Consider the following 16,204-nt stretch of genomic DNA (forward strand, 5'->3'; position numbering starts at 1 on the left):
CTCGTCAAAGACATCGATGCTCTGATGCCATGGGCTTACGCCGCCCGCATCAAGGCCTCACAATGAGCTCGTCAGATACTCGTCGGTGAGCTCACACCGGCCCCCAGGCAAACCTATCAAGCCGCTGCAACTGACAAATCAATGGGGCGCAGACGCCGCATACGGTGAGGATCGGTGTCGAGGGTTTCCACGGCAATCTCTCCTGCCGTTGGTTGGGGTGCAAAAAAGCCGCCTCGGTGGGCGGCTGGGAAGATACGAGGTCCCCCTCATTTGCTGCGGAGACCGATTTGCCGTGAAATGCTAACCACCCTGAAAGAAGCCAAAGCCACCGGGCACATCCTCTCGTGGAAAGTATTTTGAATTATTCAGTCCGAAAGCTCCGAAGGCGTTGGCGACAGCCTGACTTTTGGCGATCCATCCGACCACATTGCCACCAAGATATTGCGCCAGCCCTTCATGATGAGCGATGAAGCCGTTACCGAAGCGGTCCATGTAGCATCCGCGTCGGAGCGCAAACTCTGTATCCGACCAACTCAAGTCGAGAGCGATGATCCCTAACCCAGCTCTGACCTGCAGGGTCGTGCCCTCGTACATATAGTCCCATAGATCGCGAGAGAATATTTTCAGTTCGCCTTGATTTATAAACAGCAGAGGTCTTCCTGTCTGATCGGTAAGCAGGGTAGTTATCGAATACCAACCGCTATCCCAATGAAGGGCAAGGTATGTTTTCCCTGTATTCCAGATCACACGGTGTATCGGGTTTTCTTGATTGAGATCGCAACGGGCTATGTTCGTGCCAACATTGATGTCGATCGATCTCGACGCTTCCTGCTGCCACCCGCTTGAGAGAATTCGATCTCTATTAAATGGCGCGTCCCTGGCCTCCCTCACCCGTTCAGCGGATAGCTTCCCGGTGGTTTTTGCGCCGTGATGTCTCTCGCAGAGTAGCGCTAGATTTTCTAAAGTATGCTCCTGCACTTCCGAATATTCTTCGATATGGTCGTAGTGAAAGACAGGCGCGCCGCACAAAACGCAACCGAAGAAGCATTGTTGCCGAACTTTGCGCTTCAACGGATCAGGAATTGGCGGTCGTTCATCTTTGTCAGTCATGGGCGCCCCCTCTCGTTCGGGCGCATCACAGCCTGCCAGGTTTGCGTGTGTCAAGCTTCGTCAATGCGAGGGCGCCTGGTACCCATTGATCCACAGGTGGCTGTAGCTGAGGGGAGATGCGACGAAGCGTCTATCTCCGTTGGTAATTTACGCTATCTTCTGAAGGCAACTCAGCCCATTCCAAGAACTCTCGAACAGTGGTTTTGTGTGGCCGCAAAATGAACATGCCCGGGCGCGTATATTTTACAATGTCGCCTTTGATGGACAGAACGACTCGGTCAAAGAGTTGACCTCTCGATCCTGGATCGCGAGATTGATATCTCCTGCCGACAGTTATGAGGTTATCTTTCATCGCCAACATCTTGCACCTCAGGCAAAATCCCGCCGCGCTTCAGCAAGTCGAGTTGCGGTCTCAGTGCGCCCCAATGCCGAAGGTACCGCCTATGGTATCTTGGTCCATCCTCGTTAAACGCCGCGATGGATTTTTGAGGCTCTACTTGCCTCTGATGAATCTCGGCATGGAGTACTTCCGCTAGCGCCAATCCCTCCATGACAATCGGCAACGCATGCGCATGATTTTTGAAACCCGCTCTTTGAGCTTCATTAATCAGTATGCCAGAAATCATAAAGCTGCGGACCAAAGCCGGAGGATGCCCCTCTTCCTCCTCATCATCGTCGATCTCATCTTCAGAAAAATAAAGGAATAGAAGGTGAAGGCAAGCCGCCGTCATCATTAAGGTTGTCGCGCCAACGCCATACTCCGTTTCGATTCTAGGGTTGGCAATTGGGAAAGGATTTAGCTGAGCGGTCCCGCTGAGGTTCCCGGCAGCAAAGCCGTCGGCGTCCATCTCCATAGTTTGGATGTCCAAACTACCCAGGTGACCGTTCGTCGCGACGTTTAATTCATTGATGAAGCTAAGCCCGCACTTATTCCTGAGGCTAGTATGTCCATTCCAGACGTGTCCCATCTCGTGAAACATGACGAACAGGAAGCAAAGATCCCTTATCCAATCGGCCGAAGCCTTCCGGGTGCCGTTGTTGACGTTAACCCACGATAGGTTCTGACTATTTGCGGCAAAAACTGAAAGACCGATGAGCGTCTCCACTAAGCCAATATGGATTCCGATGAAATCAACGTCCTCGATCGTGACCGCAAAAGCATTAAAATCAGGACGATTGATGAATCCCACCTCTGCCGTATAACCAGGATTGCGAGTTGACGCATGTAACTGGTTTTGCTCGTGAAAGAATTTTATGAGCGATTCCAAATAAAGTTGGTGCCTGGTCGTGGATGGGTCCAAATAAGGGTACTCTGCATGGCCACTAAACATTTCCTCGAATGATTTACCCATCGCAACCTCCACAAAGCATCAAGCAGTGGAATATCCTCGTAAGTGAGAGTCAAGGTCAATTCGCGATAGGGGCCACGCTCCCGAGCATTCGCCGCTCGATGTCAAGGTGCGGGTGATTTGTTGAAATGCGTAGTATTATCATTTTCATACCAACGCCCGCGCTGTCCTCACCCCATAGCTTTGCAAGAGCACCAGGCCGCCGTTCTAAGTTCGTGCTCATCAGCTTGCGACCTTAATGTTGAAGGGTTGAAACGGGCCACCACTTTGACGACGAACGGGCTGAATGATCCGTCGGACTGTTTGACAAGGAATGCGGCGAAGCCAGCGGGCAGACCCCGCCTCATGTAAGGGCGTGGGCTCACGACTGCCGCTTGTCAATCGCCAAATGCCGCCAGTTGATCGTGGCGCTCCCCGCCCCCGAAAAATAGTGATTGAACCGAACCGTCCAAAAGCTCCGCGTTCCCGGCTGGATGATCACGGGCATATAGTAATCCAGCGTTTCCGTGATATCTCCCGGCCCAGCTGAACCAAATCCCGTCGTCGCGGCGGTGAGGCACGAATAGTCGGCGTTGTTCGGGACGTTGGTCGTTTGATTATACGAAGACCAAAACTCCGCCGAAACCAGGTTCGCGGCACCGGATGTGATCGTCGCCTGCGCATAGAGATCGAAGATGTCGCCGGGGCTGTCATTGCCGGCGCTGATATCCATGATCACGCGGGCGCGCCCGGCCTGGGTTGCCGTCAGCGACAGCGTCAGGTCGTTGGTGCCGTCGGCATTGGCCGCCGTGCCCATGACGCCGCTGATGCCGGTATCCAGCGCGGTGTTGGTCACGCCCGCCGGCGCCGTGCCGGTGAATGATCCCTTCGTGCCGCCGGTCGTCGTCAGGAAACCGGGATTGGAAAACAGCTGCAATCCCAGCGCCGGCGTCTCGCCGCCAAAGACTTTGCGCGTCGGCAGCGCCGGGACAAGCGGCGAGATGAAGGTTGCAAAGGCGCGGCCGACCGGAACGGCGGCGTTGACCAGATAGTGCGTTCCATCCGCCGAATAGCCGTTCTTGAAGGCGATCGACGTGGTCGTGAGATCGAGAATGACGGCCGCGAGATCGAAGCAGAGGACCGAACCATTGGCGCGCGAACGCGCCGCATAGGCCTTGACGAGAGAATTGTAGCGCTGGAAGGCGGCGCGGGCGGAAGTGCTGCCATTGAGCCCGGTCGAACCCGGATCGGTCACGAGAATGACCGTCATTCCGGCGGCAATGAATTGTTCGCAAGCCGGTTTGACAATATTGATGAACGGATCGCTGGCGGCATTGAGGGTGATATCGTTGACGATGCCGAAAATCATCACGAACTTGGCGTCGGAGGCGATCGCCTGGTTGATATTGGCCTGCGCCAGATATTGGTCGGAGCGATAGCCCGATGTCGCATTGTTGCCGACGATCCTGAGCCTCTGCCCCATCCGGGCATTGGCTTGGTTGAGCCAATGCATCGCGCTGAATTGAAATTGCGTCGTCACGTCGGTGAAGGCGTTGGCCTGCCGGCTGTCACCGATCAGCCAGATATGATTGGGGTGTCTCTGTGCCGCATCCCAGGTGGTCATGGATCAATTGCTCCGTAAGATGAGAACCGGCCCGCGCGCGTTCAAAACGCTGGTTCCATTCTGTGTGACGAATTCCCAATGCAGGCCCGCCGGTGCGGGAAAGGGCGCAGCGGCCGCAGCGCCGACCACACCCACGTTCGACGACACGCCGACGCCGGTGCCGAGAGAAATAGCAGCCATCAAAAATCCCCATCAGTAGAGCGCGACGATATCGGCGGCAGTGGTGCTGGTGCTGGCCACGCCGCCGGTGCGGATGGGAAGGACGGAGCCGCTGGCGGCATTCTTGAACGTCACCGCATTGCCGTCCGCGTCATAGACGACGAGATTGCCGCCGGTGCCGATATAGAGCGCGCGCGCCAGGCCGAAACTGAATGCTGCGGCATCTGTCGGCGTCACGGCGGCGAACTGCAGCGCCGGAGCGCTGATATCGCTGTCCTTTCTGCCGTGCTTGGGGTCCGAAGCGACTGCCATTTTGTAACCTTTCACTTACGATTGAAGAATGCGATGGAAGCGCCGGCGCGCCGAAACGCGCCGGCGGAGTTCCGGGCCGGTTTACTTCTGGACGGACGGCTGGGACGCGATGAGGCCGCCAAGACCGTCGCGTGCGACATTGATGCCGAGCTTGATGACGCTGGACGCGAGCACCAGGCCGCCGGCGATCTTGCCCGCGGTGCCGGTGGAGGCGCCGATCGAGGTCCAGTCGAAGGTCAGCAGCGAACCGAGGATGACCTGGGCGACGTTGAGGAGATTGTGCATTGCATTGCTGTTCATGATGCTTCCTTTCTGGAGGGAGTTGAAATCAGACCGCCGCCTCCAGCGCGGCGAGAAACTTTTTCGCGTGCGCCGCGATTTCGTTGGCGCGATCAAGACCGTTGATGATTTTGCGGGCGTTCACCCAGTCGGCCTTGGCGCCGGCGAAGACGTCCGAGAGCTTCCTGCCGGTGAACATGCCGGTCTTCATGCCAATGAAGAGGATCTTGACCGCCGTCCGCGGATCGAGCGCCTTGTCGGGATCGTCGGCGAGGCCGAATTTCTGGTAGTTCGCATGGCCGGTGATCTGCACCAGGCCGCGGCCGCGGTATTTGAAACCGTCGCCATCGGCCGCCGGCGTGTTGCCGAGGCGAGCGGCCAGGGCGCCCGTGTCGTATTTGTCGAAGTAGCGACGACCGCCATACTCGGTGATCGGCTGCATGGTTTGCGCAGTCTCGTGGAACGTCGTGGCGAGCATGTAGGCCAGCCACCGCAGGTCGGTCAGGCCTTCCGCGTCCCATTCATCAAGCATTGTGTCGATGCCGTCGACTTGGGACCGTGTCAGGTGATTTGCAAACAGCGATGTGCGCACGCTAGCGAAGAAGTTCGCGCGGTTCATGATGTCAGTCCTTGTTGATGATGGTGGAAGCCGCTCGACTTACGATTGACGCTGTGCTTGCATGCCCCTCGTCATGCATGGGAGGGGGAAATGGGCAACGATCCGGCCGCCGTCATTTTTGGCGTACTTGTGGCATTGTTGGGTTTCGCTCTAATGCTTGTGGGCATTGGCACATTCGGGCTGCAAGTTTTCGCTTTCCTTGTAGACGGGAACTGGCACCCTTGTTCAGTTAGAGACGCCCTGGCCTTTTTGCTTGCTCGCCAATATCCATGGCTGGATTATCCAGGCACAATGCTTGGCATCCACAAAATTCTGTCGTGGTTGCCATTCCCGATCACTTCCGTAGCGGTTGCTATTATGATTATGCTGTTTGGAGCGGCGATCAGAGACGCGCGATAGAGTGATGACGATGCCAGAAGAGACGATCACGCTGAGTGCGGTAAACAAGCCGAAAAAGGTCAAGGATAGCGCCGGGCCGCCCCTGTATGTCGACACGATCACCGAATCAGTCATCTCGAATGGGACGATGCATCTATCGCTCGGCTCGGTCATTCAGGATATGGCCGCCGATCCGGAAATCGAGATCGTTTGCCGATTGCGGCTCAACATGGTGACCGCGCAGAACCTCCATCAACTTCTCGGTCACTGCATCAATGAGATGACAAGACGGGCTCAGGCTACGCAACCGCCCGCGCCGCAAGCGTCACAACAAAAAACGGCACCAAAGCGACGAAATTAAGCTCTCGTGCCGTAAAGACTGATGGTTCCTCGATTAAATGCTGATCCATCTACGATGGTCAGGCGGATAGCGTTTTCCGCCTCGGCTACTGTCCTAGCAGAGTCGACAACACTTCCAGTGACGCGAGCAGACGACGACGTCCAATATTCATTGATGATTGTCTTGGCGGTCGTTGCTCTGCTGGAATTCCCAAGGCCATAAAGCTCGATCGCGGAATATCCATGAATGAATGTGGAGTCAGTTGTCGTGATAGTGTTTATACATAGATAGGTGGTGGCGCTGCCCGATGTCCTATAATCGCCGCTGGTCGTATGCCATGTGCTGCCGCCGTCCGTTGATGTATGAATGGCTACCAATGCCGAAGCTGTCGCCTCACTAGCGGCAACGTCCTCCAATATAAGCGTGAATTTTATATAGCCTGAAGTTGGGATGCTCGAAAAAACGACGGACGACGGCGACCCTGAAATCGTCTGTGCGGAAATCTTGACGAAGCTGCTCGGTCCGACCAACGCTTGAACAAACGCTGTGCTTGCTGCCGCCGTGCTATTGTCGGTGTTTGCAAGAGTTGGCACCGTCGGAGAGTTGCTGAAAGTCCAAGTCCCGCTTGCCGTGGGCGAGCCGCCGACTGTTCCCGTAATCGAGCCGCCGGAATGCGTCTTGTTGGTCAATGTCTGCGCGACATCCGTCCCCACGATCGTCGTATTGGCGTCCGGGACCGTCAGAACCCGCTTGGTGCTGGTGGTTATGCCCTGCAATTCGAAGATCATCTGCTTGGTGTTGTCGCCATTGTCGAAGAACACGGTGGAGATGTCTTCCAGCGATTTGTTTCTCAGCACCTGCCCGGAAACAACATCGACAAGAGAAGCGTCATTCCATGTCAATGTCGGGGAATGGATATCGATGATACTCCCCGCATTCCCGGCCCCATCGTCGATCTGCAGCTGCCATTTGCCGGGCGTGGCTGTCTTGATCCAGTCGAGATTGGGCTTACCGGCACCCCGGTCGGTGGGGAACAGGCTCAGATAGGTCGTTGCCGTCGAGGCATCACTGGCGGAGATTTTTTGCCTGCCGGAATAGGCCGGCGTACCGCTGAACGTGCCGATAAGTGCGGCAGCATTGATGGTCGGCGAGGTCAGGGTCTTGTTTGTCAGTGTCGCCGGAGTATTGATGCCGACGAAGGCGTCATTGCTATCCGGAACGTTCCAGACGCGTGTCGCGCCGGGCGTCAGACCCGACAACTGGATCTGGAATTGCCTTGTATTGTCGCCTTCGTCCTGGAACGTGGTGGTGCTGTCCTGCAGCGTGATCACCGGCCGCGTCAGCGTGACGGTTCCGCCGAAGGTGAATGATCCGGAAATCGTGCCGGAGAAGCTGCCGCCGCTGATGGTCTTGTTGGTGAGCGTCTGGGCGACATTGGTGCCGACCAGGGTCGTCGTCGCGTCCGGAACCGAAAGCACGCGCGTATTGCCGGGCGTGATCGGCTGCAGTTCGAAGATCATCGTCTTGGTATTGTCGGCCGCTTCGATGAAAACGGTCGTGTTGTCATCGAGGTTCTTGTTGGTCAGGGTCTGGGTGGCCGTGGTCCCGACAAACGTGTCCGAGCTGTTCGGGAACGTCCAGGTTCGCGTCGCACCCGTGGCGACGCCCGAGACCTGGAACTGCACTTTCTTCGTGCCGTCGGTCTCGTCGACGATGAAGGTCGTGGCGTCCTGCAGGCTCTTGTTGGTCAGCGTCTGGACGGCGTCCTTGTCGACGAAATTGGCGACGCCGAGATTGGTTCGTGCTTCGGTGACCGTGGTCGCGCCCGTGCCGCCGGCCGTGACCGGCCGCGCCGCATTGGCGTCGGTCACCAGGTCGTCGACGAAGGTGTTGTACGGCACCGACTGGATCGTCTGGCCGGACACGGCTTTCGTGCCGGCAGGTTCGGAGTAGACTCCGCCTGTACGGGGCATAAGTTACCTCACTGGGTTCGAATGTTCGCAGGATCAATGCTTGCGGCGCTGCCCAGCGCTGGATCGAAAGACGGTGGACAATCGCACGGATTTCAGGGCAGGCTTTCCATGCCACCGCCGGCAATTGACCCGGTGACATTGGCGCCTGCCATAGCGCGTCAATGAACAGATTGCCGGAAGGCGAGCCCATCGGCTTGCGGCACGCATCGACATCAGGGACACGGAAGCAGCGCGAGCGAGAATGTCGGCATCGGACAGAGCCTTCCACTCGTCAGCATATTTTCCTGCATCCCCCGTGACCGGCGACGATCAGCATCCCTCGGCCGAAGACGGCATTTGCGACAAACCGCACGAATGACCGGCGTTCCGGAGTTTTTCCCCTTGCAGCCAAGCCGATCAACTGCTGTCCACAGAAGCATGGAAGCCGCGTGTGCCACGGCGATTTACATTTTCGAATTTCGCCCGATAGTGGCTTGCAACTGACGACAGAAGGAGAATCGCGTGGGTAGCTTGAGCATCTGGCATTGGCTGATTGTTCTGATCATGTTGGCCATCTATCTGGTCCCGGCGGCCAAGATCGCTTCGAAGGCAGGCTATTCCGGATGGTGGTGCCTGATCATGATTGTTCCCCTGGTCAATCTGGTCATGCTCTGGGTGTTCGCCTTCAGCAGCTGGCCGGTTGAACGGCGGCCGTAGCAGCTCGACCTGGATTGCCGTTCAGCCATGGCTCATTTCGTCTCCATATTGAGGAGTCGCTGCTTTTTGGCCGGCGTCATGCGGTTCCACAAGGCAGGATTCATGGCCGTATATGCGTTGTTCAGACCCCGCGTCTGAGATGTTGTCTGCTACGGGTTGGCCGGGCTCGTCTGATCGTTCGGCAGTTGCCCGCCCCGCGGCCCATAGAGCATCTGTTTCTCACCAGTCTGGGGGTCGACCCTGTAAATGGAGCCATCGTTACCCTTGACGATCTCCCACTTGGGCTGCGGGTGTTCCAGCGCCTTGACCTCGACCTGGCTCTTCCGCAGGGCCAGCTGATGCTCCGGGTCGGTATTCTGCATCTGCTGGGTGATGATCGCCTGGACGAAGGTTTTCTGTTCGGCGGTAAGCCCGGGGTTAAACAGCGCTTGGATCAGGCGCGGATCGACGCCGGCATAGGGGTTCGTCGGTTGGCGCAGCGTCTGCGTCGTCGACAGGGCATTGTCGGCGGACTGGAGAGGATTGTCCGTAGTGGCCCCCGGCGTCTGAGACGAAGTCTGGCCCGGCACTGCAGCATCGTTGGTCTGGGATTTCTGCAGGAAGGCATTGGCCATCTGCAGGCGCCGCGCCGTCTCGCCACCGGGTTGGTCATGTCCCCTGAAGCGCCAGGCATTGTTCATCAGGCTTTGCGCCTCGTCGATGCTCCCAGCATTCTCGAGCGCCGCGGTCAGCTTCGGGTTTTCGCCGAGGAAGAATTCGGCCTGTGTTTGCGGGCTGATTGCACCTGGCTTCTCGCCCTTGGCCGCCGCATAGGCATAAAGATTTTTCAGCCGGTCATTGCGCCAGGACATGATGCCGCCGGCTGTTCCCGGCGTATTGCCGGCGCCGGGGTCATTCCATGTGCGGTTGGCATTATCAGGCGAGAACCTGCTTTCGGCATTTGCCGTCGATGCCACGGCGGCCAGCGCATAGGGGTTGGTCAGCCCGTTCCTCACCGTGCCCATGAAGCTGTTGTAGATATCTTTCGCATTCAACCCCGCCATGGAGGACGGCGCATAGTCGGGATCCGCGGCACGGTCGGCATTGCGCGCGTTCGCCATGGTGCCGGGGACCGAGGGCACGGACGTGCTGTTCGGAACCGACGTCATGGCAGCATCCGGCAGGGTGCCGGACCTATTGCCCGGCAAGAACGGCTGCAGCGATTCCTGGGCTCTCTTCTGCTCGGCATCTTCGCTCTTGTTGTCGCGATAGCGGGCATAGCCGAGCGCCAGCCCCGACAGGATCGATCCAAGCCCGCCCAAAGCGGTCGTCGGCGGATGGCCGAGGATCTGTGCTGCGATCGAATCCTGAACCGCGCGCCGGCGGGCCAGCGTTTCCGGCGTCTCGCCGGTCTTGCCGCCGAAAATATAGTCGAAAGCCATCAGTAGAGCCCGCCATTGTTGTTGCCGGTGAAGAGATTGCCGAGACCGGTGAGGAAGGACGGCTGCGCGCCGCCCGGCGCCTGGGGAAACTGGCTGTCGGGCTGCCGCTGCTGCCATTGGCCGATGCCGGCCAGAAGCTGCCCCACGCCGCCCGCGGCCGTGGTCGCCGGCTGCCCGAGGATCTGCTGCGCGAACTGCTGCTGGAGCGCCCGGCGCCGCGCGTCAGGCGTCATTTGACCCTGGTTCTGACTTTGGTTCAGGGGGGCCTGCGGATAAAAGATATAGCCCATGTCACGCCCCCGCTGCGAAGAGCTTGCCGTAGTTGACGCGCTTGATGCCGTCGTGGCCGGTGATCACCACATCCGGCCGCTTCTTCTCGACCTCCTGCGCGATCACGCCCAGGTGACGCTTGCCGTCGTCGAGGTTGCCGCGCATTGCATATTCGTAAAGGCCCATGCCCTTCAGTTCGCCGACCTTCTTGATGTCCTTCTTTACCCGCCGGTCAGACATGGAAAACAGGTTGCCGATGCTGCCGAACAGCTGGCCAAGGCCGGTTTGGTCTTGCTGGTAGGCGGCAAGCTTGTTCTTATAGGTGTCGTTGACGATCCCGGCATAATCGACATTGGCGATCTGCCCCGGATTGGTGTTGACGAAATTCGGGCTCTGCACCGGCGCGCCGCTCATCAGCGATGTGATTTCGTTGATGTTCTGGTTGCGGTTCGCATATTGCTCGTTCAGATAATTCGCCCGCGCCTGGTCGATGGCATTGCCACGGGTCAGGCGAGCGTTGAACGACTGGTCCTGCAGCGCATTGTTGCCGGAGATCGCCGCGTTCTGGTTGCCATACATCTGCTGCTTGGCGGCATTGGTGAAATTCGCATCCTGCAGGTTCTGCGAATATTGCTGCGCCTGAGCGGCGTTGTGGAATTCGGCCTGCTGCTGCGCGAGTCCGGCGACACGAGACTGTTCCTGACCTGCATTCAGGATCGCCGCGACCCGTGCGTCGTTTTCCTTCTGCCCCTGTTGCTGGAAGGCGCGGTTATAGGCTTCCGAACCGGGCTGCAAACCCTGATTGACCAGTTTCGCACTGAGCGCGTCGGAATCCTGCCGCAGCTGCGGATTGAGCCGCGCCATCAGCGCATTGGCATAGTCATTGGTGTTGAAATCGACCTTGTAATTGTCCTGGACATTGCCTGCGTTGCCGAGTTTTGTCTGCAGGTCGGGGCCGTCCTTGTAGTGCGTGTAATTCTGCAGATCGAGATTGGACGGGTCCCAGGCTTTCGGCGCGTTGTTGAGATTGATGCTCTTGCCAAGGATGTTGTCGATGCGGGCAGATTGATCTTTTGCGAGTGCCGAAAGATTCTTGGATGCATCGGTTTCGTTTTGATGGATTTCTGCCTGATCCGGAGAAAGCGAAGTCGTCACCGTGAAGGTCGGAACCTCGTAGCCACTAACCGCGTTCCAGCCGTCCTCGCCTTTGTGGGAATCGCCAAGCACGTATTTGCCGTCACCGCCGTTGGCATCCTTGTTGTAATAATAAGTCTGCCCGTTCGGATCGTTGACAAAATTCTGCCCGGTCTGCTTGTAGGTCAGCGTGCCGTCGGGCGTGACCTGGTTCATATTGCCGAGATAGGTGTTGCCGATCGCCGTCGACAGGTTCGTCTGCGTCTGCGCCGCGGCCGTCTCTTGCGGGTCCGGCGGTTGGGGGGCTGAGCCGTACATGAAGCTACCTTTCCATTGCCCACTGCGCGACCGTCTCGGAAGACGTCGCATGACAGATTTCGAAATAATCGTCGGACGCGGCCTTGGCATGCGCCAGCCCTCCGGTGATCGACGCCACCGCCGTCACCAGCGATCCGACCGCCTCGCGAAACACGAAGCCGAATTGCCGCTTCATCGCATTGTGCGAGCTGCGCCACTCATCGCTCTGCTGCCATTGCACGATGATCACATCCATCAGCGGCCCGAGCGCCGCGGCATGGGCGACGAAGAATTCGTTGCGCGGCAGCACCACCAGAGCGCGGTGCAGCAGCCAGCCCATATTGCGCTGCCGGTTTTCATCCTCGTCGATGATGTCGTCCGCCAGCCGGGCGAGCTCCGCCATCTGGGCGAGGAAATCCGCCGCCGCCGCATTGCCATTGGCCCAGCGCAGGAAGGCCGCCATGCGCGCCGTCTTGTCATCTGAAAGCATCAGGCGCTCGCCTCACCGGCGGCCGCCTGCAGCATGCCGATATCCGCCGTGATCGACAATTTCTGCCCTCCGGCGGATTGGATGACGCAGCCCACCGCAAGGAAATCGCCGCTCGCCCGCACATTCTGCCGGAAGCGGTAGAGCGCATGGCCGGGTGCGGAATCCCAAACAGCCGTGTCCCACAGGCCAGCATCCCAGGTCGACGAATCCGTCTCCGCCTCGTTGGTGTCGGCCGGCGTCGGATAGGCGATGTCGAAATCCGCCTTGGCGAACAGTTTCACCGAGATCGCCGTGGCGCTGATCAGCCGCATCGAGGCAAGCCCGGCGGTGATCCGCTGGCCGAATTTGCTCGGCACGAAGGCGGACAGATAGGCGGCCAGGAAGGGCAGGCCATCGTCGGCGCCGGTCACGTCGCCCTGGAACACATTGCCACCGGAACTGCCGAAGAACAGCGCCCCCTGAAATCGCTCGAAACAGGTGGCGTTCCAGTTGYGGATCACCGACCATTTGCCGGTGATCGCATTCATCACGAAAGTCGTGTCCGCGAAGGATGGACTGGCCGGAAAGGCGACGAAAATCAGGCTCTCCTCGAGCCATTCCGAAATGATCCAGCCGGTCGGCGAGTCCAGTGCCGCGGCGCGCCAGAGATCGTCGATATTCTTCGAGGCCGACACCTGCGACAGCGTCTCGACCCCGCGCGTCAGCGCCTGCGACAGCGGCACCAGCCCATCGACCGTGCCGATGAAAACATCGCCGCCACGCTTCAGCCAGGCGTTTTTGCCGAGCGGCTTGCCGACCTGATAGACGTTCTGCAGAGCGAAGGAGTCGGCGCTGGATGGATCGGTGCCGGCAAACACCGCCACCTCGCCTTCCGTCGAGACGAAGCAGCAATATTCGGTCGGGCCGCTGCCGGCGCTTTCCAGCGACCAGGAAAAGCCTGTCAGCAGCGAGCCGCCCTTCTTCATCGTGCCGCCGAGCGGGAAGAGCGTCGCTGCACCGCCGATCGCGGCGACGTCGAGATAGTATGCGTCGAGCGTGTTCTTCTTGACGAAGAATTCGCGATTGGCAAACAGCCAACCATAGCTGAGATCGGCCATGACGGTGGAATCGGTGAATGTGATCGCCGGCGTCGCCGTCCAGGATGTGCCGTTGAACAATTGCCGCGCATTGGCGCCATTGGTGGCGACCAGGTAGGAGCCGCCGGTATTGGTGTGCTGGAACACGCTCCAGTCGCCGCTGGTCTGCCCGGTCACCGAAGCCGAAACGGTCGCCGGCGGTGCCGCCGGTGACGTCATGTCGAAAATCGATGTGGCCGTCGAGGCAAACAGCTTTTCCACCGAGCCGAATTTATAGTGCAGCAGCCGCACGATCGGTGCGCCGCCGGCGGCGATGCCGTGCTTCTTGCAGCCACCGCGAATGCGGATGCCGGTCTGCGTCGGAAACCAGTTGGTCAGCACCGAGGCATTGCCCGGGGCTTCCGACGCGATGTCGATATTGGTCACCAGACCGCCGATCGGCGCCGGAAACACCATGGGCTGCGACAGCTGCGCCTGGCCCACCGTCACCGGCCCGCGATTGCTCTGCCCGACCCGGCCGGGACGCGGCGTAATCACATCACACCTCCGTCCGCGGCGATCTCCTGGGCCAGATCGGCTTCGAATTCGGCCAGGTTGTCGTCATAGGCAAGACMCTTCTGCCGCTTCCAGCGCCAGATCATGTTCTTGACCAGCAGCCGCTCGGGGAAGATCGTGGTGTTGTCATCCGCATTGAGGACCTCGATCGGTGTCGAGGCGTTCATCGCCCAGTTGCGCGAGAAATAGTCGAAGACTGCACCGACGGCCGCCGAGGCCGGCGAGAACCAGATCTGATTGCCGCGGACGAAATAAAAACCCATGCTCGACGAGGTCGTCTGGATCATTGCCCATTGGCCGGCATCGATCACCGGCCGGATCGGCGAACCGTCTGCGGCGCGCACCGCGCCGGCCGAGGCGACCCGCTGGAAATCCACCGGCAGGCTCGACGGCGACGAGACGATATTGGCGGTCTGCAACATCGCCTGCCAGTCCGCCCGGCGGGCAATCTCCTGCCCCGCCTCATTGGCAATGGCGAGCATGTTGTAAGCCGCCTCGTCATGAACACCGACGAGACTGGCGAAGCGATCGAGCGACACGATGTCGCAAACCTCATTGGCGGCAGACAGTAGCGTCATGGCGTCAGGCCTCCCACAACCACCTGCGCATTGCCCCAGCGCCGGCGCTCATCCTCGACCTGCAGGCCCTGCAGCGCCAGCCCGAGAAACTTAATCGCCGCCTGCGTCTTGGCCGCATCCTGCGCCGCGATGGCGATTTCGGCGACCACGGCATAGAGATAGACGTCAGGCGCCTTGCTGAGCAGCCAATTGGTCGGATTGGCCGGTGTCAAAGCCGGCAGCTTGCCGAAATAGGTCACCCCCAGATCGCCACTCGCCTTCGGCCGCACCTTGATCGTCGAACCGACCACCGCATAGCCGGCCGGCGTGCCGGATTGCTCGCGATAGGCATTGACCATCTGCTGCAGGCTCATCGCCCGCAGCGGCACACCGGTCGGCGACAGCACCTGCCGCGCCTCCAGAAAATCGGCAGGCAGCGTGCCATCCCCCTCGGTGATCGTCACCGTCCCCTCGACCTCCATATCGGCCACCCGCAGCGCCCGATTGAGCTTGGTCTCCGCCATGCCGAGATAGCGCGGGAAGACATGGGCGATATTGGTTCGCGACGCATATTCCGCCGCATCGAGCATCAAGGAGACATAGTCGGTGATTCCGGACATCAGATGCGTGCCTTTGCAGGATTGAGCCGGGTGGCTCGACATTCAGTTTTGTGCATGGGTTTTCGACTTAGAGGTGCCGGGGCACGGTGCATGCGGAGCGATCGCAGAGGCTGTGATACCCCCCTCTGCCCTGCCGGRCATCTCCCCCACAAGGAGGGAGARTGRCTCGTGGCACGCTCCTCGCGTCAAACAAACCTCGCCGAGAATACGACGGTGGAGATGAGGCAAGACAGCACCCCATCCACTCTCCCCCCTTGTGGGGGAGATGCCCGGCAGGGCAGAGGGGGGTGCGCCACAGCCGATGACATCACCCCTCAAACCCGCCCATCCTTGCTCCGCCAGGCCCGGTTATCCGCATCATTGAGGAACCGGCTGACAAACCGGTCATCCCCCTCCGCATGCGCCCGCGCGATGCCGCTATCGAAGGCCACGTTGAGCGGCACGGAGGCGACATGGTGCCAGTCCCCCGCCCAGCCGGCCGAGGCGATATTGCGCGCCTCCCGGTTGGCGTCGATCACGTCGTCGACACGGTAATCGGTGCGGAACACGTCCCGCCCCTCGCCGTCATTCATGTGCCAGACCTGCCGACCCGTGCGGAAATCATAGTCGAACAGGGTCCAGGCGCCGTCGCGGATGATCATGCCTGGTCGTCGCCCGGCAGCGGATCGGCGCGTTCGGCCTTGCCGTCGGCGATCAGCGCCTTGGCGGCGTCGAGATCGGCGTTAAGCACCGTGCCGGCCGGCGTGCGGATATCGTCCTGAAACCAGGTGTCATAGAGAAGCTTGATCGGAATTGTCTTGGATGCGGGCATATGAGCCTCCGTTAAGGGTATCAAAACGGGCGGGAAAACCCCGCCCGCCTCGTCAGATCAAATCAAACCGTCGACGAGAACGGCGTGGCCTCGGTGCCGGTCGCCGCACCCCACACCTGCACGGCCCAGGGGCCGGAGGCGACGTCCTTGATGAG

The 16,204-nt window shown here is 59.5% G+C and carries 20 protein-coding genes; 3 read left to right on the top strand and 17 right to left on the bottom strand.

Annotated elements, in window-relative coordinates; translation table 11 throughout:
- Positions 1-300: 300 nt before the first annotated feature.
- From AC1D06_RS37355 to AC1D06_RS37385, 7 genes are all read right to left on the bottom strand, one after another.
- Positions 301-1,110 (bottom strand): HNH endonuclease, encoded by an 810-nt coding sequence (locus tag AC1D06_RS37355; protein WP_477990701.1) that lies wholly within the window; start codon positions 1,108-1,110, stop codon positions 301-303.
- A 341-nt stretch (positions 1,111-1,451) separates the two neighbouring features.
- A complete protein-coding gene (locus AC1D06_RS37360) occupies positions 1,452-2,462 on the bottom strand; it encodes a hypothetical protein (protein ID WP_477990702.1) in 1,011 nt (336 codons plus the stop codon).
- Positions 2,463-2,820: 358 nt separating this feature from the next.
- Complete coding sequence (locus tag AC1D06_RS37365; protein WP_477990703.1) at positions 2,821-4,062, bottom strand: SGNH/GDSL hydrolase family protein; 1,242 nt, start codon at positions 4,060-4,062, stop codon at positions 2,821-2,823.
- Positions 4,063-4,065: 3 nt separating this feature from the next.
- On the bottom strand, positions 4,066-4,242 hold the full coding sequence (locus tag AC1D06_RS37370; protein ID WP_477990704.1) for a hypothetical protein: 177 nt from the start codon (positions 4,240-4,242) through the stop codon (positions 4,066-4,068).
- A gap of 12 nt (positions 4,243-4,254) precedes the next feature.
- Positions 4,255-4,533: a spike base protein, RCAP_Rcc01079 family gene (locus AC1D06_RS37375; RefSeq protein WP_477990705.1), complete on the bottom strand. Its 279-nt coding sequence runs from the start codon at positions 4,531-4,533 to the stop codon at positions 4,255-4,257.
- Positions 4,534-4,614: 81 nt separating this feature from the next.
- A complete protein-coding gene (locus AC1D06_RS37380) occupies positions 4,615-4,833 on the bottom strand; it encodes a hypothetical protein (protein ID WP_477883220.1) in 219 nt (72 codons plus the stop codon).
- A gap of 28 nt (positions 4,834-4,861) precedes the next feature.
- Positions 4,862-5,431, bottom strand: a complete 570-nt coding sequence (locus AC1D06_RS37385) for a hypothetical protein (protein WP_477990706.1) — start codon at positions 5,429-5,431, stop codon at positions 4,862-4,864.
- A gap of 90 nt (positions 5,432-5,521) precedes the next feature.
- Between AC1D06_RS37385 and AC1D06_RS37390 the strand changes: the two genes are divergently transcribed.
- Positions 5,522-5,830, top strand: coding sequence for a hypothetical protein (locus AC1D06_RS37390; RefSeq protein WP_477990707.1), 309 nt, complete (start codon positions 5,522-5,524; stop codon positions 5,828-5,830).
- A gap of 4 nt (positions 5,831-5,834) precedes the next feature.
- Positions 5,835-6,170 (top strand): hypothetical protein, encoded by a 336-nt coding sequence (locus AC1D06_RS37395; RefSeq protein WP_477990708.1) that lies wholly within the window; start codon positions 5,835-5,837, stop codon positions 6,168-6,170.
- Here the strand turns inward: AC1D06_RS37395 and AC1D06_RS37400 are convergent.
- Entirely contained in the window at positions 6,167-8,122 is a 1,956-nt protein-coding gene (locus tag AC1D06_RS37400; RefSeq protein WP_477990709.1) for a hypothetical protein, read from the bottom strand. The two genes, AC1D06_RS37395 and AC1D06_RS37400, sit on opposite strands and share 4 nt — an antisense overlap.
- A 501-nt stretch (positions 8,123-8,623) precedes the next feature.
- On the opposite strand from AC1D06_RS37400, the gene AC1D06_RS37405 reads away from it, so the two are divergent.
- Entirely contained in the window at positions 8,624-8,818 is a 195-nt protein-coding gene (locus AC1D06_RS37405; protein WP_477883210.1) for a DUF805 domain-containing protein, read from the top strand.
- A 149-nt stretch (positions 8,819-8,967) separates the two neighbouring features.
- On the opposite strand, the gene AC1D06_RS37410 is transcribed toward AC1D06_RS37405, so the two are convergent.
- The 9 genes from AC1D06_RS37410 to AC1D06_RS37450 form a co-directional block, all read right to left on the bottom strand.
- Positions 8,968-10,239, bottom strand: coding sequence for a phage tail tip lysozyme (locus tag AC1D06_RS37410; RefSeq protein ID WP_477990710.1), 1,272 nt, complete (start codon positions 10,237-10,239; stop codon positions 8,968-8,970).
- A complete protein-coding gene (locus AC1D06_RS37415; RefSeq protein WP_477990711.1) occupies positions 10,239-10,529 on the bottom strand; it encodes a hypothetical protein in 291 nt (96 codons plus the stop codon). Before AC1D06_RS37415 ends, AC1D06_RS37410 begins: the two co-directional genes overlap by 1 nt.
- Position 10,530: 1 nt before the next feature.
- Entirely contained in the window at positions 10,531-11,961 is a 1,431-nt protein-coding gene (locus AC1D06_RS37420) for a tail fiber domain-containing protein (protein WP_477990712.1), read from the bottom strand.
- Positions 11,962-11,965: 4 nt separating this feature from the next.
- Positions 11,966-12,430, bottom strand: a complete 465-nt coding sequence (locus tag AC1D06_RS37425) for a hypothetical protein (RefSeq protein ID WP_477990713.1) — start codon at positions 12,428-12,430, stop codon at positions 11,966-11,968.
- On the bottom strand, positions 12,430-14,043 hold the full coding sequence (locus AC1D06_RS37430; RefSeq protein ID WP_477990714.1) for a hypothetical protein: 1,614 nt from the start codon (positions 14,041-14,043) through the stop codon (positions 12,430-12,432). Before AC1D06_RS37430 ends, AC1D06_RS37425 begins: the two co-directional genes overlap by 1 nt.
- Positions 14,040-14,639, bottom strand: a complete 600-nt coding sequence (locus tag AC1D06_RS37435) for a phage adaptor protein (protein ID WP_477990715.1) — start codon at positions 14,637-14,639, stop codon at positions 14,040-14,042. Before AC1D06_RS37435 ends, AC1D06_RS37430 begins: the two co-directional genes overlap by 4 nt.
- Positions 14,636-15,238 carry a phage adaptor protein gene (locus AC1D06_RS37440; RefSeq protein ID WP_477990716.1) on the bottom strand — a complete coding sequence of 201 codons (603 nt, stop codon included), beginning with the start codon at positions 15,236-15,238 and terminating at the stop codon, positions 14,636-14,638. The genes AC1D06_RS37435 and AC1D06_RS37440 overlap by 4 nt, the downstream gene beginning before the upstream one ends.
- A 314-nt stretch (positions 15,239-15,552) precedes the next feature.
- Positions 15,553-15,879 (bottom strand): hypothetical protein, encoded by a 327-nt coding sequence (locus tag AC1D06_RS37445; RefSeq protein ID WP_477990717.1) that lies wholly within the window; start codon positions 15,877-15,879, stop codon positions 15,553-15,555.
- Complete coding sequence (locus AC1D06_RS37450) at positions 15,876-16,049, bottom strand: hypothetical protein (RefSeq protein WP_477883191.1); 174 nt, start codon at positions 16,047-16,049, stop codon at positions 15,876-15,878. The genes AC1D06_RS37445 and AC1D06_RS37450 overlap by 4 nt, the downstream gene beginning before the upstream one ends.
- Positions 16,050-16,204 lie beyond the last annotated feature (155 nt).

This window comes from Rhizobium sp. P2_G2, assembly GCF_056403555.1.

What these genes read in the sequence shown, in the direction of transcription:
- AC1D06_RS37355 (WP_477990701.1), bottom strand. Translation starts at nt 1,110, where the DNA reads ATGACTGACAAAGATGAACGACCGCCAATTCCTGATCCGTTGAAGCGC.
- AC1D06_RS37360 (WP_477990702.1), bottom strand. Translation starts at nt 2,462, where the DNA reads ATGGGTAAATCATTCGAGGAAATGTTTAGTGGCCATGCAGAGTACCCT.
- AC1D06_RS37365 (WP_477990703.1), bottom strand. Translation starts at nt 4,062, where the DNA reads ATGACCACCTGGGATGCGGCACAGAGACACCCCAATCATATCTGGCTG.
- AC1D06_RS37370 (WP_477990704.1), bottom strand. Translation starts at nt 4,242, where the DNA reads ATGGCTGCTATTTCTCTCGGCACCGGCGTCGGCGTGTCGTCGAACGTG.
- AC1D06_RS37375 (WP_477990705.1), bottom strand. Translation starts at nt 4,533, where the DNA reads ATGGCAGTCGCTTCGGACCCCAAGCACGGCAGAAAGGACAGCGATATC.
- AC1D06_RS37380 (WP_477883220.1), bottom strand. Translation starts at nt 4,833, where the DNA reads ATGAACAGCAATGCAATGCACAATCTCCTCAACGTCGCCCAGGTCATC.
- AC1D06_RS37385 (WP_477990706.1), bottom strand. Translation starts at nt 5,431, where the DNA reads ATGAACCGCGCGAACTTCTTCGCTAGCGTGCGCACATCGCTGTTTGCA.
- AC1D06_RS37390 (WP_477990707.1), top strand. Translation starts at nt 5,522, where the DNA reads ATGGGCAACGATCCGGCCGCCGTCATTTTTGGCGTACTTGTGGCATTG.
- AC1D06_RS37395 (WP_477990708.1), top strand. Translation starts at nt 5,835, where the DNA reads ATGACGATGCCAGAAGAGACGATCACGCTGAGTGCGGTAAACAAGCCG.
- AC1D06_RS37400 (WP_477990709.1), bottom strand. Translation starts at nt 8,122, where the DNA reads ATGCCCCGTACAGGCGGAGTCTACTCCGAACCTGCCGGCACGAAAGCC.
- AC1D06_RS37410 (WP_477990710.1), bottom strand. Translation starts at nt 10,239, where the DNA reads ATGGCTTTCGACTATATTTTCGGCGGCAAGACCGGCGAGACGCCGGAA.
- AC1D06_RS37415 (WP_477990711.1), bottom strand. Translation starts at nt 10,529, where the DNA reads ATGGGCTATATCTTTTATCCGCAGGCCCCCCTGAACCAAAGTCAGAAC.
- AC1D06_RS37420 (WP_477990712.1), bottom strand. Translation starts at nt 11,961, where the DNA reads ATGTACGGCTCAGCCCCCCAACCGCCGGACCCGCAAGAGACGGCCGCG.
- AC1D06_RS37425 (WP_477990713.1), bottom strand. Translation starts at nt 12,430, where the DNA reads ATGCTTTCAGATGACAAGACGGCGCGCATGGCGGCCTTCCTGCGCTGG.
- AC1D06_RS37440 (WP_477990716.1), bottom strand. Translation starts at nt 15,238, where the DNA reads ATGTCCGGAATCACCGACTATGTCTCCTTGATGCTCGATGCGGCGGAA.
- AC1D06_RS37445 (WP_477990717.1), bottom strand. Translation starts at nt 15,879, where the DNA reads ATGATCATCCGCGACGGCGCCTGGACCCTGTTCGACTATGATTTCCGC.
- AC1D06_RS37450 (WP_477883191.1), bottom strand. Translation starts at nt 16,049, where the DNA reads ATGCCCGCATCCAAGACAATTCCGATCAAGCTTCTCTATGACACCTGG.